Here is a 20,505-nt window from a genome sequence, read left to right as displayed (position 1 = left end):
GCAGGTGCGCCTTCCGTTGAGTTTCGAATTCTTTCCGACCAAGACGCCCGAAGGCGCGGTCAAACTGCGCGCGGTGCGCCAGCAGCTCTATGCGCGCAAGCCGCAGTTCTGCTCGGTCACCTACGGCGCGGGCGGGTCCACGCACCAGGGCACCTTCGGCGCGGTGCAGGAGATCCTGGCCGAGGGCGTGGACGCCGCGAGCCACTTCTCGTGCATCGGCGCCACGCGCGCCACCGTGCGCGAGCAGCTCGCCGAACTGAAGGCCATGGGCGTCAAACGCCTGGTGGCCCTGCGCGGTGACCTGCCCAGCGGCTATGGCATCGGCGGCGAGTTCCAGTACGCGAGCGACCTCGTCGGCTTCATCCGCGAGGAGACCGGCCGCGACTTCCACATCGAGGTGGCCTGCTACCCCGAGATCCACCCGCAGGCCCGCTCGCCCGAAGCCGACCTGCAGGCCTTCGCCGCCAAGGTGAAGGCGGGCGCCGATTCGGCGATCACGCAGTACTTCTTCAGCCCCGAGGCGTACTTCCGCTTCGTCGACGACGTTCGCAAGCTCGGGCTCGACACCCCGATCGTGCCGGGCATCATGCCGATCACGAGCTCGACGCAGCTCATGCGCTTCTCCGACGCCTGCGGCGCCGAGATCCCGCGCTGGATCCGCCTGCGGCTGCAGAGCTTCGGCGACGACACGGCGTCGATCAAGGCCTTCGGCCTCGACGTGGTCACCGACCTGTGCGCGCGCCTGCAGGAAGGCGGCGCACCGGCGCTGCACTTCTACACGATGAACCAGTCGGCGGCCACGCTGGCTGTGCTGGAGCGCCTCGATTGAGAGGGCGCGCGGGGCTTCGGGCGGCGCTTGCCGCGGCGACCTGCGTTCTCGCGGGATGCGCCATGCCGCCTGCGACCGACGCCGAGGGCAACGCGAAATTGCTGCCCCTGCCTCGCGCCATCGCGGTGCCTCCGGGCGCGGCCGCGCGCTCCAGCGTTCCGGCGGTGCGCTATGACCTCGCCGTCTCCGGCACGGGCGAGCAGGCGCCGGACGACGGCGTGCCCGACGACGGGCCGCGCGAGATCTTCGAGCGCGGCGGCGCCTCGTGGTACGGCATCCAGTTCCACCAGCGCAAGACCGCCAGCGGCGAGCGCTTCGACATGACCGCCATGACGGCGGCGCACAAGACCCTTCCCTTTAACACGCGCGTGTGCGTTCGCAGCCTCGTCAACGGCAGCGAGGTGCTGGTGCGCATCAACGACCGCGGGCCCTACGCGGCAGGCCGGGTGATCGACCTGAGCCGCGCGGCGGCCGACCGGATCGGCCTGACGGGGCTGGGCATCAAGCAGGTGGCTCTGACGGTGATCGACCGCGACGGCATGCGCTGCGGCGGCCTGCCGGTCGAAGCCGGCGATGCGGCGGCGCCGGCGGCGTCGAGCGAGCCCTCGCAGCAACGGGCGCGGGCGCCGGTTCCGGTTCGGCGCAAGGCGGCGGTGCCGCCCCGGCGTCGCAAGTAAAAAGGTTGGGAGATTCGGCCGGCTCAGCCGCCCGAATCGAGCGAGAAGGCGGCGTTGCGGTCCTGGCCCAGGCGCTCCACCAGCTGCGGCAGTGCGGCCGCCAGCATCGGCTTCAGCGTGTAGGGCGGGTTGATCAGGAACATGCCGCTGGCCGGCAGGCCCGGCCGGTGCGTTTCACCCGAGGCGGCATCTTTCGTGATCTTGCTGGACTTGACCGTCAGCGTGGCGTGCAGCCACGACTTGCCGGCCTTGGTCGCCATCGTCTTGAGCCGCCGCGGCAGGTCGTGCGCCTCGGGGCGCGGAATGATCGGATACCAGACCGCGTAGGTGCCGGTGGCGAAGCGCTTGAGCGCCTCGGCCATGAAGTCGAGCACGCGGCCGTAGTCGGTCTTCATCTCGTAGCTGGGGTCCATCAGCACCAGCGCGCGGCGCGACGGCGGCGGCAGGAACTTGGTGGCGCTGCCGAAGCCGTCCTCGCGCAGCACGGCGATCTGGCGGCCGGCCTCCAGCTGGGCGATGTTGGCGTCCAGGGTGCGCGCGTCGGTGGGGTGCAGCTCGAACAGCTTGAGCTTGTCGTGGTCGCGCAGCAGGTGCTGCACGATGAAGGGTGAGCCGGGGTAGACGCGGGCGCCGCCCTTGGGGTTGAAGTCGCTGATCACGCTCAGGTAGCGGGCAATGGCGTCGGCCAGCGGGGCTTCGGCTTCGGGTGCTGCTTTTTTGATAGCAGGCTTTGCCGCAGGAGCGGGCGTGGCGGGCTCTTTCTTGTCCGAAAGAAGGCGCAGGACGCCGTCTGCCGCCTCGCCGCTGGTGCCGGCGTAGTCGCCGTCCAGGCGGTAGAGGCCGGCGCCGGCGTGGGTGTCGACGACCGTCAGCGCTGCCTCTTTTTCGAGCAGGTGGTCGAGCGTGGCAATCAGCACCGTGTGCTTGAGCACGTCGGCGTGGTTGCCGGCATGGAAGGCGTGGCGGTAACTGAACATAGGGGGAGGATGGTAACGGTGTTGGGGCCGCAGAAGCGCGAATTTGCCTGTGCCAGGGCATTCTTCGTATAATCGCGGGCTTCGCAGCGTTTTTGTGGCCCCGCGGCGAAGACTTCGAAACCCACCTAAGAGATTCCCGTCAGAGGAACGCCGACCGTGGAAAAGGGCCCGCCAAACCCTCTTTTCAAGAGAAAACTCATGACCAAAACGTTCAGCGCAAAGCCCGCTGACGTGACGCACGAGTGGTTTGTGATTGACGCGACCGACAAGGTCCTCGGACGAGTAGCCAGCGAAGTTGCTCTCCGTCTGCGCGGCAAACACAAGGCCATTTACACGCCTCACGTCGATACCGGTGACTTCATCGTCATCATCAACGCATCGCAACTGCGCGTCACCGGCGCCAAGTCCATCGACAAGGTGTACTACCGTCACTCGGGCTACCCGGGCGGTATCACGGCGACGAACTTCCGCGACATGCAATCGAAGCACCCGGGCCGCGCCCTGGAAAAGGCTGTCAAGGGCATGCTGCCCAAGGGCCCGCTCGGTTACGCAATGATCAAGAAACTCAAGGTGTACGGTGGTGCTGAGCACCCGCACGCCGCCCAGCAGCCCAAGACGCTGGAAATCTAAGGAGCCTTGAGAATGATTGGTGAATGGAACAATGGCACCGGCCGTCGCAAATCGAGCGTCGCCCGCGTGTTTCTGAAAAAGGGCTCGGGCAAGATCACGGTCAACGGCAAGGACATCCAGGATTTCTTCGGCCGTGAAACCTCGATCATGATCGCGAAGCAACCCCTCGCGCTGACCAACAACCTCGAAACCTTCGACGTGATGGTCAACGTGCACGGCGGCGGCGAATCGGGCCAGGCCGGCGCTACCCGCCACGGCATCACCCGCGCGCTGATCGACTACGACGCAGCGCTGAAGTCGGTGCTGAGCCAGGCTGGCTACGTCACGCGCGACGCACGTGAAGTCGAGCGTAAGAAGGTCGGTCTGCACTCCGCCCGTCGCCGCAAGCAGTTCAGCAAGCGCTGATCCGCTTCCTGCGAGCGAACAAGAGCCGCCTTCGGGCGGCTTTTTCGTTGGAGGCCCCTGGTACCGGGTTGCTCCGACCCCACTTGCAATGGGGTGCGAGCCGGCCATGGCCTGCCGGGATCGCGTCATTGCAGTAGGATTCGTCCCATTGGCCGCACATCCGGCCCCCTCCCAAGGAGTTACCAGTCCATGAGCGCCGTAGCCGAAAACATCCAGACCCAGATGCCCGAGCCGATCATCTTCACCGACAGCGCGGCAGCCAAGGTGGCCGACCTGATCGCCGAAGAAGGCAACCCCGACCTCAAGCTGCGCGTGTTCGTGCAGGGTGGCGGCTGCTCCGGCTTCCAGTACGGGTTCACCTTCGACGAGATCACCAACGAAGACGACACCACCATGACCAAGAACGGTGTGTCGCTCCTCATCGATGCCATGAGCTACCAGTACCTGGTCGGCGCAGAGATCGACTACAAGGAAGACCTGCAAGGCGCCCAGTTCGTGATCAAGAACCCGAACGCCACCAGCACCTGCGGCTGTGGGTCGAGTTTCTCGGCCTGATGCCTGGATGCCGCTGATCAGCCTCCCCCCAGAAAGCCGCCTTCGGGCGGCTTTTTCGTTCCCGTTTCCTTTCGCGCCATGACGACTCCCGAGGCTGAGCCCGCCGATCAACCCGTTCGCAGGAGCCTGCTGTGGCTCGTGGCCGTCGGCTTCTTCATGCAGACGCTCGACGCCACCATCATCAACACGGCGCTGCCCGCGATGGCCGCGAGCCTGGGCGAAAGCCCGCTGCGCATGCAGTCGGTGGTGGTGGCCTACGCGCTCACCATGGCGATGCTGATCCCCGCCTCGGGCTGGATCGCCGACCGCTTCGGCACCCGGCGCATCTTCTTTTCGGCCATCGTGCTGTTCGCGCTGGGCTCGGTGCTGTGCGCGCTGTCGCACAGCCTGGGCCAGCTGGTGGCGGCGCGGGTGGTGCAGGGGCTCGGCGGAGCGCTGCTGCTGCCTGTCGGGCGGCTGTCGCTGCTGCGCACGGTGCCGCGCGGGGAGTTTCTCCAGGCGATGAGTTTCGTGGCCATCCCGGGGCTGATCGGGCCCCTGCTGGGCCCCACGCTGGGCGGGTGGCTGGTGCAGTACGCCTCCTGGCACTGGATCTTCCTGATCAACGTGCCCGTGGGGCTGGCCGGTTGCATCGCTACGCTGAAGTACATGCCCGACCTGCGGGGCGCGGCGCTCAAGCGCTTCGACAGCGTGGGCTACGCGATGCTGGCCTTCGGCATGGTGGCGATTTCGCTCGCGCTCGACGGCGTGGGCCTGCGCCAGGGCGGGGTGATGGTGGTGCTGATCTTCGGCTTCGCGAGCATCGCCGGCTACTGGCTGCGCGCCGCGCGCACGCCCGAGCCGCTGTTCGCGCCCTCGCTCTTCCATGTGCCCACGCTCAGCATCGGCCTGATCGGCAACCTGTTCTCGCGGCTGGGCAGCAGTTGCATGCCCTTCCTGGTGCCGCTGCTGCTGCAGGTGTCGATGGGCTACTCGCCGGTGCACGCCGGGCTGATGATGCTGCCGATCGCGCTGGCCGGCATGGCCATGAAGCGCTTCGCCACGCCGTTGATCACCCGCCATGGGTACCGCAAGGTGCTGGTGGTCAACACCATCCTCGTCGGCTGCACCATGGCCAGTTTCGGGCTCACGGCGCCGGGCCAGCCGATGGCGCTGCACGTGCTGCAGCTGCTGGCCTTCGGCGCGGTCAATTCGCTGCAGTTCACGGCCATGAACACCATCACGCTGAAGGACATGGACGGCAGCACGGCCAGCAGCGGCAACAGCCTGCTGTCGATGGTGCAGATGCTCGCGATGAGCATGGGCGTGGCCGCCGCGGGCGCGGTGCTGGCGGGCTACAACGGTGTCTTCGGCACCGACACGCCGGCCCATACGCTGGATGCCTTCCAGGCGACTTTTGCGACCATGGGGCTCATCACGATCGCTTCCGCGCTCATCTTCTGGCATCTGCCCTCGGAGGTGCGTGCGCCGCACCCGGCGCAGCCGGAGGTTTCCGGCCAGGGCTGATCGGGTCAGGCGGGGTAGATCGCGCCCAGCACCCGAGCGCCGCGCGCGCCGGTCACGCTGGCGAGGTTGCCCGGCTCGCGGCGCACCGTTGCGCCGGCAAGCCAGGCGAAGGCGGCGGCCTCGACCTGCAGGGGCGGCAGCCCGTGATCGGTGGAAGCCGCGACCGTCACGCCTGGCAGCAGGGCGCGCATCCGGGCGAGCAGGTGGTCGTTCAGCGCGCCGCCGCCGCAGACGATCAGCAGCTTGCTATCTTTTCCGTAGCTCTTGAGGTCCGCCGCGCAGGCATGCGCGGTCAGTTCGGCCAGCGTGGCCTGTACGTCTTCGGGCGCCATGGCCGCGGTGCCGAGCTGCGCGGCCAGCCAGGCGGGGTTGAACAGGTCGCGGCCGGTGCTCTTGGGCGGGGTCCGGGCGAAATACGGGTCGGCCAGGAGCTGCGCGAGCAGGCCGGGCAGCACCTTTCCACTGGCCGCCCACTGGCCGCCGCGGTCGAAGGGCTGGCCCTGATGGGCCTGGCACCAGTGGTCCATCAGCGCGTTGCCGGGGCCGCAGTCGAAGCCGAGCACCGTGGGCGCGCCTGCCGGCCGGTTGGTGGCCGGCAGCAGGCTCAGGTTGGAAATGCCTCCGATGTTCAGCACCGCAACCGTCTCGTCTGGCCTGCCGAACAGCGCGCGGTGGAATGCCGGCACCAGCGGTGCACCTTGGCCGCCGGCCGCGAGGTCGCGGCTGCGGAAGTCGGCCACCACGTCGATGCCGCTCAGCTCGGCCAGCAGCGAGGGGTTGTTGATCTGCAGCGTGTAGCCGACTTCGTCGAACTCGAGCGGCCGGTGCCGCACGGTCTGGCCGTGCGCGCCGATGGCGGTGATCGCGCCGGCATCGGTGCCGCTGTCGGCCAGCAGCTGGGCGACGACGCCGGCGTAGGCGCGGGCCAGGCCGTTGCCGGCCAGTGCCGCGCGGTGGAGTTCGTTGTCGCCCGGCGTGTTCAGCGCCAGCAGCTCGGCGCGCAATGCCACCGGAAACTGGGCTGTGGCGTAGGACTTGACCGCGATGCGGCCGCCCGAAAAGTCGGCGAGCACGCCATCGACGCCGTCGAGCGAGGTGCCCGACATGAGGCCGATGAAAAGCTCCTCGGCCGCCATCGCCGGGAGGTCAGTCGGCGCTGGCCTGAATGACGGAGAAGGCCGCGGCCAGCTCGGTGCGCGCGCCCACGGCAACGCGCTCGAAGGCAGGACGCATGGCAGCGGTGATCGGAGCACCGCCTTCCTGTGCGATGGAGGCTGGGTCCTGGTAGACGCCGCCCACGCGGAATTCGAAGTGCAGGTGCGGGCCAGTGGCCCAGCCGGTGGAGCCCACCGCGCCGACCGTCTGGCCCTGGCTCACCGCTTGGCCGGCCTTGACGTCGATGCGGCTCAGGTGAGCGTATGCCGTCTGCTGGTTGTTGCGGTGGTTGATGATGACGATGTTGCCGTAGCCGTTCTGCGTGCCGGCGAAGTCGACCGTGCCGTCGCCGACCGAGCGCACCGAGGTGCCGGTGGGCGCTGCGTAGTCGATGCCGTTGTGCTGGCGCCAGCTGTTCAGGATCGGATGCATGCGCATCGCGAAGCCGCTGGACACGCGCGAGAACTCGACCGGCGTCGCCAGGTAGGCCTTGCGCAGGCTGTCGCCGTTCGGGCGGTAGTAGCTGCCCTTCTGGCCCGCGCCGGGGGGCTGGAACCAGACGGCCTGGTGGATCTTGCCGTTGTTCTCGAACTCGGCCGACAGCACGCGGCCGCTGCGCAGTGCCTGCCCGTCGGCTTCGAAGGTCTCGTACACCACGGCGAAGCGGTCGCCCTTGCGCAGGTTGCGCACGTCGACGTCGCCCGCGAAGATGTCCGCGAGCTGGCTGGCCACTGCGTCGGGGATGCGCGAGTCGTCGGTGGCGGCGAAGAGCGAGGTGCGGATGGTGCCGCTCGCCAGGCGCGTGCCGGGGGTGAGCGAATCGCGCTCGGTGACGCCCGAGAAGCCGGTGGGCGTGCGCTCGATGACGAAGCGCTTGAAGCCGCCGTCGCCGTCGGGAATCCAGCGGGCGCTGAGCTTCTTGAGCTGGTTTTCCTGCGTGGCCTCGGCCGTCACGGTACGGCCGGCGCGCGAGAAGAGCGCGTTACGGGCCTCGACGCTGCCGCGCACGAAGGCGGTGGCGGCCGGGTCGGAGATGCCCAGGCGCTTCATGAGCGCATCGGCCGTGTCGCTGGAGCGGGTGACGTCGGTGCGGAAGAGGGTGAAGCTGAAGTTCTCGAGCGATTCGCTCTGGTCGGCGAACGAGACGGGCGCCGTGGCTTCGAGGATCTGGTGGACGGGGAGGTCGGATGCGTCGGGGCCCAGGGAGGCCACCGCGAGGGTGCCGGCGCTCAGCAGCGCGCCCGCGATGATCGCGGTGATCTGCCTGGGGTACGTCCGGAATGTGTAAGCCACGCGGGAAGCGAGAAGCTCCTCGGCGGCAAGGATGCCGTTGATCAAACTATGAATTCCAGCTCAGGTTCTGCAGGTCCGTGCTGCAAGGCCCAGTAACGTTCAGGGCGGCAGGAGACGGTGCGGAAAGAGCGCCGCTTAGAATTCGGCGCTAGAAAAGTCGGGCTGAGTATAGCTTCGGCACCCCAAAAATCAGCTAAAAAAGCCCGTAAAGGCCGATTCTGTTACATCCATGAGCCTCTCGAATAGTGTAGGACGCGCGCTCGAAATCTCCCTCCGGGGCGCCGACGAGCTGCTGCCGCAGGACGAATGGGTGCGCAAGCTCCAGCGCTCCGAAGCCACCGGAACCCCGCTGCGCATCAAGCTGGGCCTGGACCCCACCGCGCCGGACATCCACGTCGGCCACACCGTGGTGCTCAACAAGATGCGCCAGCTGCAGGACCTGGGCCACCGGGTGATCTTCCTGATCGGCGACTTCACCACCACCATCGGCGACCCCTCCGGCCGCAACAGCACCCGCCCGCCGCTCACCCGCGAGCAGATCGAGGCCAACGCCCAGACCTACTACAAGCAGGCCAGCCTTGTGCTGGACCCCGAGAAGACCGAGATCCGCTACAACTCCGAATGGAGCGACCCCCTGGGTGCCCGCGGCATGATCCAGCTGGCCGCCAAGTACACGGTGGCCCGGATGATGGAGCGCGACGATTTCAACAAGCGCTTCAAGGCCGGCCAGTCGATCTCGGTGCACGAATTCCTGTACCCGCTGATGCAGGGCTACGACTCGGTCGCGCTCAAGAGCGACCTGGAGCTGGGCGGCACCGACCAGAAGTTCAACCTGCTCGTCGGCCGCCATCTCCAGCAGGAATACGGCCAGGAACCGCAGTGCATCCTCACTATGCCGCTGCTGGAAGGGCTCGACGGCGTCGAGAAGATGTCCAAGAGCAAGAACAACTACATCGGCATCAGCGAAGACGCCAACACCATGTTCGCCAAGGTGCTGTCGATCTCCGACGACCTGATGTGGCGCTGGTACACCCTGCTGAGCTTCCAGTCGCTGGAGCAGATCGCGGCGCTGAAGGCCGAGGTGGAGGGCGGGCGCAACCCGAAGGACGCCAAGGTCGCGCTGGCCAAGGAAATCACCACCCGCTTCCACAGCGCGGCGGCGGCCGATGCGGCCGAGCAGGACTTCATCAACCGCAGCAAGGGCGGCGTGCCGGACGAGATTCCGGAGGTGTCGCTGTCGGGCGCACCGCTGGGCATTGCCCAGGTGCTCAAGCAGGCGAATCTCGCGCCCTCGACTTCGGAAGGCAACCGTCTGATCGACGGCGGCGGCGTGCGAGTCGACTCCGTAGTGGTCAGCGACAAGGCGCTGAAGCTGCCCACGGGCACCTACGTGGTACAGGTCGGCAGGCGCAAGTTCGCCCGCGTGACCCTGAGCTGATCGCCCTCCGGGGCGACCTGCTCGATCCCTCTATATCTAATTAGCGGACCTCGATGGTGACGCGCCGGTTGCGCGGCTCGTCCACGTCGTCGGCGGTCTGGATGGCGAGGTCTCGTTCGCCGCGGCCCACGGCCTCGATGCGGTTGGCCGGGAACTGGCGCTCCACGAAGAGCTGGGCCACTTCCTGCGCCCGGCGGCGCGACAGCTCGTCGTTCTGGTCGCCGTTGCCCTTGGTGTCGGTGTGGCCGGTGACCACGATGTCGCCGCCGCTGCGCGCCAGCGCCGCCGCCAGCGCCTCGCTCATGATCTGCTGCGACGCCGCCGTCAGCGTGGTGCCGCCGAGTTCGAAGTACACCGTGTAGCGCTGCGGCGGGGGCGGGCGCATGTCGAACAGCGGCTTGTTCTCCGCCTGCACCTTGGCCGGATCGACGTTGTCGACCACCGGTGCGCCCTTGGCGCCGACCGCGGCCGTGGCGCGCTGGTAGGGCGTGGAGAGCACTTCCTCGCCGTCCTTGGCGCGAACCACCACCGCCGAGGGCCTGCCGTCGGCCTGCGGCAGCAGCACCACACGCGTGCCGGGCGTGGAGCAGGCGGCCAGAAGCGCTGCGGCCAGCGTCGCCGCGAGAAGGGAGGGGAAACGGGAGGATTGGGGTTTCGGCATCTGCGTCTTCATCATGGCTGGCCGTCGGCTTGCACGATGAAGTCGGTGCCGCGTATGCCGATGGTGGCGGTCTGCGTCTCGACCCGAACCGCGTCGGGGTTGGTCTTGCCGATGAGGCCGGTGATCATGCGCATCGAGCCGCGCAGCAGCGACAGCAGGATGCCGCCCTCGCGCGTGGTGCCGTCGAAATGGAATTCCTTGAGATCGAGCCGCGACGAGGGGCCGACCACCAGCGTCGTGTCGTCGCGCAGCACCACGGCGGCGGAGGAGTCGGGGCCGGTCACGATGCGGTCCACGGCGCCCAGCGCGTCACCGGGGCTGGCGGTGCGGGCGGCGCCCGCGCCGTTGAGCAGCTGGACGTTGCCGCGCACCGACTTCACGAAGCCGGCCTGGAGATCGGCCTTGGCAGCGGCAGCGGCAGGCACTGGAGCCGGCACGGCTGCTGCGGGAGCAGGCGCTGCTGGAGCGGGAGCAGGTGCTGCTGGAGCGGGAGCAGGTGCCGGAGCGGGAACAGTCGCGGGGGAGGCCGCGGGTGCGGCCGGCGGCGTCTGGGCCTGCGCCAGCATGGCGGCTCCCGCGATGGCGAGGCCGCCGAGGGCGGTCACGAGGTTTTTCATCATCTGGCTCTCTGCGAATAACAGTTGCGCAACGTTTGCCAAACATTATTAATGCGAAGGCGTTACATATGGACACGAGGCCGATAATTCAGGCTGTTTCTGCGGTCTTTTACCGCTTTTCGCGTTGCTTCCTGCTCCATTCCTGATGGCATTTGCATGATGTTTACCCCTAAGACGCTGCTGCGCGCCTCGGTTGCCGTGGCTTTGATCACGATCGCGCTCAAGGGATTGGCCGGCTACATGACGAATTCCATGGGCCTGATCTCGGACGCCATGGAGTCCTTCGTGAACCTCGCGAGCGCCGTCTTCGCGCTGGCCATGGTGACCATCGCCGAGCGGCCGGCCGACGACGGCCACCCCTATGGCCACCACAAGGCCGAATATTTCTCCTCGGGCTTCGAAGGCATCCTGATCGTCGGGGCCGCCGTCGCCATCCTCTGGGTTTCGGTGCAGCGCCTGCTGTCGCCCCAGCCGCTGGAGCAGCTGGGCTGGGGCCTGGCGCTGTCGGTGCTCAGCTCGGGCTTCAACGCGGGGCTGGCCTTCCTGCTGTTCCGCGCGGCGCGCGCCCACCGCTCGATCGCCCTGGAGGCCGACGGCCGCCACCTGATGGCCGACGTCTGGACCTCCGCCGCCGTGCTGGTCGGCATCGTCGGCGTGATGCTCACCGGCTGGCTCTGGCTCGACCCTGTGCTGGCCATCGGCGTCGCGCTGAACATCGCCCGCGAGGGCGTCAAGCTGGTGTGGCGCTCCTCGCAGGGCCTGATGGACAAGGCCCTCGACCCCGAGACCCTCGCCACCGTGCGCGCCACCATCGACGCCTTCGCTACCCGCGTGCCCGAAGGCAGGCGGCTGCGCTTCGACGACATGGTCACGCGCAGCGCCGGCCAGCGCCGCTTTGCCGACCTGCACATGCACGTACCCGGCGACTGGACGCTGCAGCACGCCGCCAGCATGCGCGACGAACTCGAGCAGGCGCTCATGGACGCCGTGCCCGGCCTGCGCGTCACCATCCAGCTGTTGCCCCTGACCATGGAAGCCCGCGCCACCCAGGCCGGCGAACATCACCCCCTATGAAAGCCGTTCTCCAGCGCGTGGCGAATGCCCGCGTAGACATTTCCGGCCGCACCGTCGGCGCCATCGATGCGGGCCTGCTGGTGCTGCTGTGCGCCGAGCGCGGCGACGTCGACGCGCTCGCCGACCGCATGCTCGCCAAGATCCTCAAGCTGCGCATCTTTGCGGACGAGGCCGGCAAGATGAACCGCAGCGTGCAGGACATCGGCGGCGGTTTGCTGGTGGTGAGCCAGTTCACGCTGGCGGCCGATGCGAGCGCCGGCAACCGCCCCAGCTTCATCCAGGCCGCGCCGCCCGACGAAGGCCGGCGCCTCTACGAATACTTCGTGGCGCAGGCCCGCGCCGCGCACCCGGTGGTGGCCACCGGCGAATTCGGCGCCGACATGCAGGTGCACCTGCTCAACGACGGGCCGGTCACCATCCCGCTGCAGATGACGGCGTAGCGCCGCAGCCTGCTATCTACTTGCCGTAGGGGCTGCGGATGCCCAGCCCCGCGAGGATCTCGATCTCGTACGCCTCCATCTCGTCGGCGTCGGCCTCGCTGGTCTCGTGGTCCCAGCCCTGCGCATGCAGCGCGCCGTGCACCAGCAGGTGGGCGTAGTGGTCGGCCAGCGTCTTGCGGTTTTCCTTCGCCTCGCGCGCGACCACCGGCGCGCACAGCACCAGGTCGGCCATCACGACGGGGCCCTGCGCATAGTCGAAGGTGAGCACGTTGGTCGCGTAGTCCTTGCCGCGGAATTCGCGGTTCAGGCGCTGGCCTTCGTCGGCATCGACGATGCGCACCGTGATCTCGCCGTCGATGTCGAGTGCATGGCGTATCCAGCGCGTCACGCTGTGGCGCGGCAGCGCGGCGCGATGGCGCTCCACGCCCTTGAAGCGGCCGAACTGCAGCGAGAGCGAAAGCGCCGGGAGCTTCGATGCCGCCATCTCAGTGGCCTCCCGCGCGCTTGCGCTGGCCGTCGTAGGCATCGACGATCTTCGCCACCAGCGGGTGGCGCACCACGTCCGCGCTGGTGAAGTGCGTCATCGCGATGCCGTTCACCCGCTTGAGCACGCGCTCGGCGTCGATCAGGCCGCTCAGCTGATTCTTCTGCAGGTCGATCTGGCTCACGTCGCCCGTCACCACCGCGCGCGCGCCGAAGCCGATGCGCGTGAGGAACATCTTCATCTGCTCCGGCGTGGTGTTCTGCGCCTCGTCGAGGATCACGAAGGCGTTGTTCAGCGTACGCCCGCGCATGAAGGCCAGCGGCGCGATCTCCAGCGCGTTGCGCTCGAAGGCCTTCTGCACCTTCTCGAAACCCATCAGGTCGTAGAGCGCGTCGTACAGCGGCCGCAGGTAGGGGTCGACCTTCTGCGTCAGGTCGCCGGGCAGGAAGCCCAGCCGCTCGCCCGCTTCCACCGCCGGGCGGGTCAACACGATGCGCTGCACCGCAGCGCGCTCCAGCGCGTCGACCGCGCAGGCCACCGCCAGGTAGGTCTTGCCGGTGCCGGCCGGGCCGATGCCGAAGGTGATGTCGTGCTTGGCGATGTTGTCGAGGTAGATGGCCTGCGTGGGTGTGCGCGGGCGCAGGTCGCCGCGGCGGGTGACGAGCATCGCCACGTCCTCGTCGCCTTCGAGCATGCCGCCGTCGCCGGCAAGCGTGAGCTGCACCACCGCAGCGTCTATAGGCCGCTGGGCGATCTCGTACAGCGCCTGCAGCACGTCCATGGCCCGCTGCGCGGGGGCCTTGGGGCCGTCGACCTTGAACTGCTCGTGGCGGTGCGCGATCTTCACGCCCAGCGCGTCCTCGATGCGGCGCAGGTGCGCGTCCAGAGGGCCGCACAGGTGGCTGAGGCGCGAATTGTTCAGTGGGGTAAAGGTGTGTCGCAGAATCACGCGGTATCCATTTCCATCTAATCGGCAGCCCTATGCAAGACCAGCCACGCTCGAAAAAACGCAGTCCAAGGCGGGGAACACCGCGGAACCGGCTTTGCCGGGCCGCCGGTGTTGCCCCCTTGAGGGGGGAAGCGGCTACACGAAGTGAGCAAGCAACGGGGGGGAGCCAATGATAGGCAAACTGACCGGCATTCTGGCGGAGCGCAATCCGCCGCAGGTGGTGGTGGACTGCAACGGCGTCGGCTACGAGGTCGACGTGCCGATGAGCACGTTCTACAACCTGCCGAACGTCGGCACCAAGGTGTCGCTGCTCACGCACTTCGTCGTGCGCGAGGACGCGCAGATTCTCTACGGCTTCGGCACGGCGGAAGAGCGCGCCGCCTTCCGCCAGCTCATCAAGATCACCGGCGTGGGCCCGCGCACCGCGCTGGGCCTGCTCTCGGGCATGAGCGTGGGCGAGCTCTCGCAGGCGATCACCACGCAGGAGCTGGGCCGGCTGGTGAAGATCCCGGGCATCGGCAAGAAGACGGCCGAGCGGCTCCTGCTGGAGCTCAAGGGCAAGCTCGGCGCCGACATCGGCCTGCCGGCGCACGCCGCCTCCGACGCGCAGGCCGACATCCTGCAGGCGCTGGTCGCGCTGGGCTACAGCGACAAGGAAGCCGCGCTCGCGCTGAAGGCACTGCCCAAGGATGTGGCGGTGAGCGAGGGCATCAAGCTGGCGCTGAAGTCGCTGGCCAAGTAAGGCCGGCGCGGCCGGGGCTTCACTCCAGCGTGAGCCCGATGTCCTTCACCAGCACGCTCCAGTCGTGCAGGTCCTTCTGCATCGTCGCGGCGAACTGCTCGGGCGTGTTCTGCGGCAGGTCGGTGAAGTTCAGTTCGCGCAGCCGCTGCACCACGGCCGGGTCCTTCAGCACCTGGTTCACCGCCGCGTTGAGCTTCTTCACGATGGCCGGCGGCGTCTTCGCGGGCGCCAGCACGCCGTACCACGAGTAATTGCCGAAGGGGTAGCCGGCCTCGGTCATCGTCGGCACGTCGGGCAGCATCGGGACGCGCGAGGGGCCGCTGTTGGCCAGCGCCTTCAGGCGCCCGGCGCGCACCAGTTCCACCGTGGACGACATGTCGGCGAAGGCCGCATCCACCTGCCCGCCCATCAGGTCCTGCACGCAGGGGCCGCTGCCCTTGTAGGGCACGTGCGTCATCGACAGGCCGGCCTGCTTCTTGAGGCTCTCCATCGCGAGGTGGCCGCCGGAGCCGCTGCCCCACGAGCAATAGTTGAGCTTGCCGGGGCGGGCCTTGGCATAGGCGACGAATTCCTTGAGCGTCTTCACCGGCAGGTCCGGCCGCACAAGCAGCAGGTTGCCGCCGCGCCCGATCTGCGCCACGGGCGCGAAGTCCTTCAGCGGGTCGTAGGGCAGCTTCCTGTAGAGGCTGGGGTTCACCACCATCGCCGCCGCGTAGGTGAACAGCAGCTTGTAGCCGTCGGGCGTGGCGCGCGCCGCGAGTTCGGTGCCGAGGATGCCGTTGGCGCCCGGGCGGTTGTCGATGATGAAGGGCTGCTTCAGCGACTTGGAGAGCGCATCCGCGATCAGCCGCGAGATGGTGTCGGTGCCGCCCGCTGCCGCCGTCGGCACGATCAGCGTCACCGGCTTGTCGGGATACGCGTCGGCACTGCCCTGCGCATGGCCGGAGGCTGCGGCCCATGCCGCGAGCGCCCCCACGGCCAGGGTGCGCAGATGGCGTCGGAGGAGTGTTGTGCTTCTCATGTCTTGTCTCCTGGTCTCTCTACTCTCTATCTATCTACCTGTTTGTCAGTGGATGCCGAAGCGCGCCTGCGTTCCCTGCTCGATCATGTCCGCGCCCACGCGATACAGGTTGCGCGAGACGTAACTCGGCACCTGCCGCGCGCGCTCGCGCAGCCATTCGGCCTTCAGCGAGCGCGCCTCCACGATCTCGGGCGCGTCGCCCTCGGCCGTGGCCAGCAGGTCGATCACGTGCAGCGCGAGCTGCCAGCGGCCTTCCTTCGCGAAGCCGCACGCCCGCACGATCACGCCGCGCTTGTCGGTGATGGCCTCCGCCACGGCCCGGCCGATGGTCTCGGGCGCCTCGGGATGCAGCGAGGTCGGGTTGCGGTCCCACCAGCCGTTCTCCGAGCGGTAGATGTCGCGCACGATGTAGCCGGGGTCGCCATAGGTGGGCTTCATCCACTCGACGCCGAACAGCTCGTCGGGAAAGCGCATGCGCGCCAGCACGCCGCGCTCGTTGTGCCCCTCGTTCATCAGCCGCACGACCTCGGCGCGCAGCCAGCGCAGCGCGCGCGCGGTGTGCGTGAGCACGTGCCGCACCTGCTCCTCGCCTTCGAGCGTGGCGCCGAACTCGCGCACCGCCTTGCGCGCACCGAGCGCGGCGAGCGCTTCGAGCGTGTCGGCCCAGCGCACCGTGTCGCGCATCGTGCGAAACGGCGTGCCGATGTTGGGAATCGAGTCGATCAGCGCCGCGCCGCCGTACAGCACGCGCTGTGACGGGCTCCACAGCGCGATCGCGTCGTCGGTCTCCGAAGGTGCCCAGCGCAGCTCGATGCGGCTGTCGCCCTGGCCGATCTGCAGCCGGTCGTCGAAGGTCTCCGTGGGCGGATGCATGGCGAGCCGGTGGTCGAAGAAGCCGGCGGGCCGGTTGAACTGGATCTCCGCCATGCGGTGCTGCAGCGCCTCGGTCTCGCGGTAGCGCGCATGGCGCTTCGGCACGTTGCGGTGCGCGATGACGCGCGGCGGCGCATCCCCGCGCTGCGCGGCATGCGCGAGCCACATCGGCACGCCGGAGTTGTAGCCCACGTGCCCGTGGCTGAAGCACAGCGCATGCAGCGGCGCGTTGCTGAGCTGGCGCACCGCGTCGATCATGCCCTGCGTCACCGCGCCGCCTGGCCCGGCGTCGATCACCACGAGGCCGGCATCGGTCTCGGCCACGAAGGACTGCCCCTGCCCGCGCAGGATGTGCAGCCCCGGCGCAACCGTCTCGGTGCCCGTGCCGACGATGAGGAAGGGCTTTTCCTGTTCAGTGTTGCCCGTACCGTTGTTGGTGCTCATGCGGCCTCCCCGATACGCACCAGCGCCGGCAGCGCATAGCGGCCGTCCAGCATTTCCTCGCGCGGCACATAGGCGCGCAGGCACAGATAGAAATCGCCGGCGGGCGCCGGCAGCCAGTTCGCCTGCGCGGTCTCGCCCTCGGGGCTCGCATGCTGGATGTGCAGCGTGAGCCCGCCGTCCGCATCGCGGCGCAGCGCCGGCGTGCGGTCGCCGATGGCGTAGCGGTCGATGGGGTTGTCCACCAGCATGTAGTCGCGGCTGTCGTACATCGTGAGCGACCAGAAGGCTTCGACCGGCGGCAGCGCGCCCGGCGCGAAGCGCAGTGTGTAGCGGCCGCTGCCGTCGAGCTTGCGCCCCGTGGCGTCGTGCCAGGCCAGCGGATAGGTCGCCTCGCGGCTCTCGAGCATGCCGATGTACTTGAGCGCGACCAGCGCGCGCGCCAGGTGGTCGTCGCCGAAGCTGCCTTCGACCAGCGGCATCTGCACCCAGCCCGAAGGCGCCGTGGTGCCCGACTGCGCATTGCGCAGGCGCGGCAGCACGGCATCGAGCGCGTCCTGCAGCAGGCCGAGCTGCGTTTCGTCGGGATTGCCGGCATCGGGGCCCAGCCCGAGCCGCGTGAAGCGGGCGAGCAGCGCGGCATCGCGCGCGGGCGGCAGGTTCTCGCGCAGCGCGCGGTTCACCTGGGTGGCGAAGTGCTCGGCGCCCAGCGGCGCCTTCGGGTCGCAGGCCGGGTCGAAGTGCTTCGGCATCGATGCCGCCTTGCCGGCCCGCCAGTCGCCGAGCGTGCGCACGACGAAGCCATCCTGCAGCGCATTGACTGCGGGCACATCGCCCGGTCCGTCGACCAGGATGCGGCCGATGACCCACAGCCAGCGCGTCGGCGCCTCAATGTGCGAGCCGGGTTGCGCGAACGCGGCCGGCACTTCTCCGCGCCAGCCCGGAGGCGTGACGAGGAAGGAGCGCGCGGCCGTGCCCGTGAGCCGCTGGCCGATGTGCGCGAAGGGGTTCGTGTAGAAGTCCAGCAGGCCCAGCACGTAGTAGCGCCCGGCCGTGTCGGGCACGTCGATCACCAGCGGGCCGTCGCCCAGGTCCAGCCATGCGTTGGTGTAGAGCGTGTCGTTGTTCGGCGTCACCACGCGGCTCTTGCCCGCGCCCAGCAGCTGGCGCGCGTGGGTGAACACGTTGCACCAGCGATGGGGCTTGGGCGCTTCGCCGGCGCTGTCGGTGCGTTGCGGCGAGGTGGCGGCGCGCATGCGGCTCATCTCGTAGAGCGGAAAGGCGTAGACGACGGCCTCCTCGGCCAGCGTGCGCAGTTCGTCGTCGATGGTTGTCGTCTGCATCGCTCAGGCCTCCCGCGCCTGCAGGGCGGGAATGCGCCAGCTCTGCACGCCTTCGCGCGGGTAGTACATGCGCAGGATCAGGTAGAAGCGGCCGGCCGGCGCGGGCAGCCAGTTGGATGTGTCGGCAGGGCGTGCGTGGCTCAGGCTGAGCTCCAGGCTGCCGTCGGCCGCGCGCTTCAGTCCGGGCGTGCGGTCGCCGATCGCATGTCGTTTGATCTCGTTGGGGTAGAGGAAACGGTCGGCGTCGTAGAGCGTCACCGACCAGAAGGCGTCCGCGGGCGGCAGGTCATCGGCCTCGAAGCGCATCGTGTAGCTGCGCTGGCCGTCCAGCGGTTCCTGCTTCTCGTCGTAGTGCGCGGCGGCGTACACCGCCTCGCTGGTGGCCAGCGCGCCCAGGCCCAGGTAGGCGGTGCGGGCGCGGCCGAGGAACTCGTTGCCGTAGCGGCCGGTGGAAGGCGTCATCGACCAGGGCTTGGGGCGGCGGTTGCGGCCCGCGGCACCTACCAGCTGCACGCCTTCGGCAAAACCTTCGATCAGCCCTTCGCGCGCGGGCTCGTCCAGCGTGTCCCAAGAGAAGGCGGCGTCCGGCCGCAGCCCTGCCTGACCGAACCAGGCCACCAGCGCCCGGTCTTCCACGCGGCCCGGCGCCTCCGCGAGCTCCAGGCACATGTTGGTGAAGAAGCGCGGCGCCACCTGCGCGGCCGGCTCGCCGTTCTCGAAGGCGGCGGCCATGGCATCCACCGGCGGGCCGGCCCAGTGCTCGATGGCGGAGGGGCGGCCCTGCGGCACCGTGCCGGGGGCGGGCTCCAGTTTGATCTCCGATTGCAGCGCGCGCGCGGCGGGCCAGTCGCTCTCGTCGCCGACCAGGATGCGGCCGATCAGCCAGACGAGATCGGTCGGGCAGCGCACCACGCGATGGCCCGCGAGCTGCGGCGGTACCGTGCCGCCCGGGCCGACGAGTACCACGGTTTCGCCCTCCGGGTTGCAGTTGCGCGGGCCCAGGTTCTCGAAGTTCTCGGTGTAGGCGTCGTACAGCGGCAGCACGAAGTAGCGGCCCGGGTGGCGCGACGACGCGGGCACGGTCAGCAGCATCGGCCCCTGCGCCAGGTGCACCCAGGCGATGGTGTAGAGCAGGTCGTTGGCCGGCGTCACCACGTCGCGGTCCTCATCTGTGGACGGGCGCGGCGCGTGATGCAGCGTGTTCACCGGCGCGCGCACGTCCGAACCGTGCGAGGCGCCGGTGCGGCGCTCGCCCCGGGGCGCGGTCTGCATCGCGCAGGTGCGGTAGGTCTCGGTGAGCGGATAGCCGTAGACGAAGGCGGCCAGGCCGATGGAGCGGGCCAGCGCCTTGCGCGCGGCAGTGACGGTGGAATCGGGAGCGGTCATCGGGATGTCTCTTTGCTGGAGTTCATGGATCGGTTCAATCGAGCTTCACGCCCGTGGCCTGCGTGAGCCGCAGCGTCACGGGAAGGAACGCCTTGTAGGCAGCGGTGGCTTCGGCCGGCAGGTTGCCCACCGGCTCGGCGCCGAGTTCCTCGATGCGGCGGCTGACCTCGGGCTGGCGGATCACCGCGCTGACTTCGCGCCCCAGCCGCTCGACCACCGCGTCGGGCGTCTTCGCGGGCGCCATCAGCGAGGTCGGGCCGGTGAGCGCATAGACCTCGTCGGCGTAGCCCTGCTCGGCGAAGGTCGGCACGTCGGGCAGCGCCTTGGCGCGGCGCGGGCCGGCCACCGCGAGCGCACGCAGCTTGCCGGCCGCGATGTACGGCTGCAGCGTGGTGACCGAGCCGACCGTCATGTTGATGACGCCGCTGATCAGGTCCACCGCCATCGGGCTCTCGCCCTTGTAGGGCACGTGCAGCGTCTGCAGGCCGTAGGTCTTGTCCATGTAGACCTGGATCTGGTGCGGCTGCGTGCCCGGGCCCCACGAGCCCATCGTGTACTTGCCGGGCGCTGCCTTCACCGTGGCGATCAGGCTCCTGAAGTCCTTCGCCGGCACCGAGGGGTGCACGGCCAGCACGGTGCGCGTGGTGGCGATGTCCGAGACCATGCGCAGGTCGGTGCGCGGGTCGTAGGGCAGCGTGCTGTAGAGCACCATGTTCGCGGTGACCGGGCCCGGCACCGTCAGCAGCAGCGTGTAGCCGTCGGGTGCGCTCTTGGCGACGTAGTCGGTGCCGATGATCCCGCCCGCGCCGCTGCGGTTCTCGACCACCACCGGCTGGCCCAGCCGCTTCGACAGCCCCTCCGCCACGATGCGCGCGAGGATGTCGGTGGAGCCGCCCGCCTGGTACTGCACGACGATGCGCAGCGGCTTCGACGGAAAGGGCGCTTCGGCGTGCGCGATGGCGGTGCCAATGCCGAGGATGCCGAACATGGCAAGTTGTCTCTTCGATGT

At 68.8% G+C, this 20,505-nt stretch carries 22 protein-coding genes; 10 read left to right on the top strand and 12 right to left on the bottom strand.

Annotation, left to right across the window (positions count from 1 at the left end; all coding sequences use genetic code 11):
* Positions 1-4: 4 nt before the first annotated feature.
* Both metF and EJP67_RS21325 read left to right on the top strand, forming a co-directional pair.
* Positions 5-829, top strand: a complete 825-nt coding sequence (gene metF, locus EJP67_RS21330) for a methylenetetrahydrofolate reductase [NAD(P)H] (protein WP_126023698.1) — start codon at positions 5-7, stop codon at positions 827-829.
* Between the two features lie 62 nt (positions 830-891).
* Complete coding sequence (locus EJP67_RS21325) at positions 892-1,506, top strand: septal ring lytic transglycosylase RlpA family protein (RefSeq protein WP_126023697.1); 615 nt, start codon at positions 892-894, stop codon at positions 1,504-1,506.
* A gap of 23 nt (positions 1,507-1,529) precedes the next feature.
* On the opposite strand, the gene EJP67_RS21320 is transcribed toward EJP67_RS21325, so the two are convergent.
* Positions 1,530-2,483: a 23S rRNA (adenine(2030)-N(6))-methyltransferase RlmJ gene (locus tag EJP67_RS21320; RefSeq protein ID WP_126023696.1), complete on the bottom strand. Its 954-nt coding sequence runs from the start codon at positions 2,481-2,483 to the stop codon at positions 1,530-1,532.
* 198 nt (positions 2,484-2,681) lie between these two features.
* Here EJP67_RS21320 and rplM point away from each other — a divergent pair, with 198 nt between their 5' ends.
* From rplM to mdtD, 4 genes are all read left to right on the top strand, one after another.
* The gene (rplM, locus tag EJP67_RS21315; RefSeq protein WP_019656360.1) at positions 2,682-3,113 is read left to right on the top strand and encodes a 50S ribosomal protein L13; all 432 of its coding nucleotides are present in this window, start codon (positions 2,682-2,684) and stop codon (positions 3,111-3,113) included.
* 12 nt (positions 3,114-3,125) lie between these two features.
* Positions 3,126-3,518: a 30S ribosomal protein S9 gene (gene rpsI, locus EJP67_RS21310; RefSeq protein WP_126023695.1), complete on the top strand. Its 393-nt coding sequence runs from the start codon at positions 3,126-3,128 to the stop codon at positions 3,516-3,518.
* A gap of 189 nt (positions 3,519-3,707) precedes the next feature.
* Positions 3,708-4,073: an iron-sulfur cluster insertion protein ErpA gene (gene erpA, locus EJP67_RS21305; RefSeq protein WP_019656358.1), complete on the top strand. Its 366-nt coding sequence runs from the start codon at positions 3,708-3,710 to the stop codon at positions 4,071-4,073.
* Positions 4,074-4,151: 78 nt separating this feature from the next.
* The gene (gene mdtD / locus EJP67_RS21300; protein WP_126023694.1) at positions 4,152-5,579 is read left to right on the top strand and encodes a multidrug transporter subunit MdtD; all 1,428 of its coding nucleotides are present in this window, start codon (positions 4,152-4,154) and stop codon (positions 5,577-5,579) included.
* 5 nt (positions 5,580-5,584) lie between these two features.
* Here mdtD and EJP67_RS21295 read toward each other — a convergent pair whose 3' ends face one another.
* A complete protein-coding gene (locus EJP67_RS21295; protein WP_126023693.1) occupies positions 5,585-6,715 on the bottom strand; it encodes an anhydro-N-acetylmuramic acid kinase in 1,131 nt (376 codons plus the stop codon).
* Between the two features lie 10 nt (positions 6,716-6,725).
* Positions 6,726-8,072: a M23 family metallopeptidase gene (locus EJP67_RS21290; RefSeq protein ID WP_126023692.1), complete on the bottom strand. Its 1,347-nt coding sequence runs from the start codon at positions 8,070-8,072 to the stop codon at positions 6,726-6,728.
* 184 nt (positions 8,073-8,256) lie between these two features.
* Here EJP67_RS21290 and tyrS point away from each other — a divergent pair, with 184 nt between their 5' ends.
* Positions 8,257-9,465, top strand: a complete 1,209-nt coding sequence (tyrS, locus tag EJP67_RS21285; protein ID WP_126023691.1) for a tyrosine--tRNA ligase — start codon at positions 8,257-8,259, stop codon at positions 9,463-9,465.
* A gap of 40 nt (positions 9,466-9,505) precedes the next feature.
* Here tyrS and EJP67_RS21280 read toward each other — a convergent pair whose 3' ends face one another.
* Entirely contained in the window at positions 9,506-10,126 is a 621-nt protein-coding gene (locus EJP67_RS21280) for an OmpA family protein (protein WP_126023690.1), read from the bottom strand.
* Between the two features lie 11 nt (positions 10,127-10,137).
* Positions 10,138-10,746: a FecR family protein gene (locus EJP67_RS21275; RefSeq protein ID WP_126023689.1), complete on the bottom strand. Its 609-nt coding sequence runs from the start codon at positions 10,744-10,746 to the stop codon at positions 10,138-10,140.
* Between the two features lie 153 nt (positions 10,747-10,899).
* On the opposite strand from EJP67_RS21275, the gene EJP67_RS21270 reads away from it, so the two are divergent.
* Entirely contained in the window at positions 10,900-11,817 is a 918-nt protein-coding gene (locus EJP67_RS21270; protein WP_126023688.1) for a cation diffusion facilitator family transporter, read from the top strand.
* A complete protein-coding gene (gene dtd, locus EJP67_RS21265; RefSeq protein WP_126023687.1) occupies positions 11,814-12,257 on the top strand; it encodes a D-aminoacyl-tRNA deacylase in 444 nt (147 codons plus the stop codon). Before EJP67_RS21270 ends, dtd begins: the two co-directional genes overlap by 4 nt.
* A 16-nt stretch (positions 12,258-12,273) precedes the next feature.
* Here dtd and ybeY read toward each other — a convergent pair whose 3' ends face one another.
* Together ybeY and EJP67_RS21255 are read right to left on the bottom strand one after the other, a co-directional pair.
* Positions 12,274-12,741, bottom strand: a complete 468-nt coding sequence (gene ybeY / locus EJP67_RS21260) for an rRNA maturation RNase YbeY (protein WP_126023686.1) — start codon at positions 12,739-12,741, stop codon at positions 12,274-12,276.
* Between the two features lies 1 nt (position 12,742).
* Positions 12,743-13,690 (bottom strand): PhoH family protein, encoded by a 948-nt coding sequence (locus EJP67_RS21255; protein WP_126023685.1) that lies wholly within the window; start codon positions 13,688-13,690, stop codon positions 12,743-12,745.
* 169 nt (positions 13,691-13,859) lie between these two features.
* Here EJP67_RS21255 and ruvA point away from each other — a divergent pair, with 169 nt between their 5' ends.
* The gene (ruvA, locus tag EJP67_RS21250) at positions 13,860-14,432 is read left to right on the top strand and encodes a Holliday junction branch migration protein RuvA (RefSeq protein WP_126023684.1); all 573 of its coding nucleotides are present in this window, start codon (positions 13,860-13,862) and stop codon (positions 14,430-14,432) included.
* Between the two features lie 19 nt (positions 14,433-14,451).
* On the opposite strand, the gene EJP67_RS21245 is transcribed toward ruvA, so the two are convergent.
* The 5 genes from EJP67_RS21245 to EJP67_RS21225 are packed head-to-tail and all read right to left on the bottom strand — an operon-like array spanning position 14,452 to position 20,484.
* Complete coding sequence (locus EJP67_RS21245; protein ID WP_240650737.1) at positions 14,452-15,453, bottom strand: Bug family tripartite tricarboxylate transporter substrate binding protein; 1,002 nt, start codon at positions 15,451-15,453, stop codon at positions 14,452-14,454.
* A gap of 45 nt (positions 15,454-15,498) precedes the next feature.
* Entirely contained in the window at positions 15,499-16,770 is a 1,272-nt protein-coding gene (locus tag EJP67_RS21240) for an alkyl sulfatase dimerization domain-containing protein (RefSeq protein WP_126023683.1), read from the bottom strand.
* The gene (locus EJP67_RS21235) at positions 16,767-18,110 is read right to left on the bottom strand and encodes a DUF1254 domain-containing protein (RefSeq protein ID WP_126023682.1); all 1,344 of its coding nucleotides are present in this window, start codon (positions 18,108-18,110) and stop codon (positions 16,767-16,769) included. Before EJP67_RS21235 ends, EJP67_RS21240 begins: the two co-directional genes overlap by 4 nt.
* A 3-nt stretch (positions 18,111-18,113) precedes the next feature.
* Positions 18,114-19,496 carry a DUF1254 domain-containing protein gene (locus EJP67_RS21230; protein WP_126023681.1) on the bottom strand — a complete coding sequence of 461 codons (1,383 nt, stop codon included), beginning with the start codon at positions 19,494-19,496 and terminating at the stop codon, positions 18,114-18,116.
* A 34-nt stretch (positions 19,497-19,530) separates the two neighbouring features.
* Positions 19,531-20,484: a Bug family tripartite tricarboxylate transporter substrate binding protein gene (locus tag EJP67_RS21225; RefSeq protein ID WP_126023816.1), complete on the bottom strand. Its 954-nt coding sequence runs from the start codon at positions 20,482-20,484 to the stop codon at positions 19,531-19,533.
* Positions 20,485-20,505 lie beyond the last annotated feature (21 nt).

Origin of the sequence: Variovorax guangxiensis (assembly GCF_003952165.1) — a bacterium.
Classification (GTDB): Bacteria; Pseudomonadota; Gammaproteobacteria; order Burkholderiales; family Burkholderiaceae_C; genus Variovorax; species Variovorax guangxiensis.
This window is presented reverse-complemented; position numbering and strand designations above follow the sequence as displayed.

What these genes read in the sequence shown, in the direction of transcription:
- EJP67_RS21235 (WP_126023682.1), bottom strand. Translation starts at nt 18,110, where the DNA reads ATGCAGACGACAACCATCGACGACGAACTGCGCACGCTGGCCGAGGAG.
- dtd (WP_126023687.1), top strand. Translation starts at nt 11,814, where the DNA reads ATGAAAGCCGTTCTCCAGCGCGTGGCGAATGCCCGCGTAGACATTTCC.
- EJP67_RS21275 (WP_126023689.1), bottom strand. Translation starts at nt 10,746, where the DNA reads ATGATGAAAAACCTCGTGACCGCCCTCGGCGGCCTCGCCATCGCGGGA.
- mdtD (WP_126023694.1), top strand. Translation starts at nt 4,152, where the DNA reads ATGACGACTCCCGAGGCTGAGCCCGCCGATCAACCCGTTCGCAGGAGC.
- ruvA (WP_126023684.1), top strand. Translation starts at nt 13,860, where the DNA reads ATGATAGGCAAACTGACCGGCATTCTGGCGGAGCGCAATCCGCCGCAG.
- EJP67_RS21230 (WP_126023681.1), bottom strand. Translation starts at nt 19,496, where the DNA reads ATGACCGCTCCCGATTCCACCGTCACTGCCGCGCGCAAGGCGCTGGCC.
- rplM (WP_019656360.1), top strand. Translation starts at nt 2,682, where the DNA reads ATGACCAAAACGTTCAGCGCAAAGCCCGCTGACGTGACGCACGAGTGG.
- rpsI (WP_126023695.1), top strand. Translation starts at nt 3,126, where the DNA reads ATGATTGGTGAATGGAACAATGGCACCGGCCGTCGCAAATCGAGCGTC.
- EJP67_RS21325 (WP_126023697.1), top strand. Translation starts at nt 892, where the DNA reads ATGCCGCCTGCGACCGACGCCGAGGGCAACGCGAAATTGCTGCCCCTG.
- EJP67_RS21240 (WP_126023683.1), bottom strand. Translation starts at nt 16,770, where the DNA reads ATGAGCACCAACAACGGTACGGGCAACACTGAACAGGAAAAGCCCTTC.
- tyrS (WP_126023691.1), top strand. Translation starts at nt 8,257, where the DNA reads ATGAGCCTCTCGAATAGTGTAGGACGCGCGCTCGAAATCTCCCTCCGG.
- erpA (WP_019656358.1), top strand. Translation starts at nt 3,708, where the DNA reads ATGAGCGCCGTAGCCGAAAACATCCAGACCCAGATGCCCGAGCCGATC.
- EJP67_RS21270 (WP_126023688.1), top strand. Translation starts at nt 10,900, where the DNA reads ATGATGTTTACCCCTAAGACGCTGCTGCGCGCCTCGGTTGCCGTGGCT.
- EJP67_RS21280 (WP_126023690.1), bottom strand. Translation starts at nt 10,126, where the DNA reads ATGCCGAAACCCCAATCCTCCCGTTTCCCCTCCCTTCTCGCGGCGACG.
- EJP67_RS21295 (WP_126023693.1), bottom strand. Translation starts at nt 6,715, where the DNA reads ATGGCGGCCGAGGAGCTTTTCATCGGCCTCATGTCGGGCACCTCGCTC.
- EJP67_RS21225 (WP_126023816.1), bottom strand. Translation starts at nt 20,484, where the DNA reads ATGTTCGGCATCCTCGGCATTGGCACCGCCATCGCGCACGCCGAAGCG.
- EJP67_RS21245 (WP_240650737.1), bottom strand. Translation starts at nt 15,453, where the DNA reads ATGAGAAGCACAACACTCCTCCGACGCCATCTGCGCACCCTGGCCGTG.
- ybeY (WP_126023686.1), bottom strand. Translation starts at nt 12,741, where the DNA reads ATGGCGGCATCGAAGCTCCCGGCGCTTTCGCTCTCGCTGCAGTTCGGC.
- EJP67_RS21320 (WP_126023696.1), bottom strand. Translation starts at nt 2,483, where the DNA reads ATGTTCAGTTACCGCCACGCCTTCCATGCCGGCAACCACGCCGACGTG.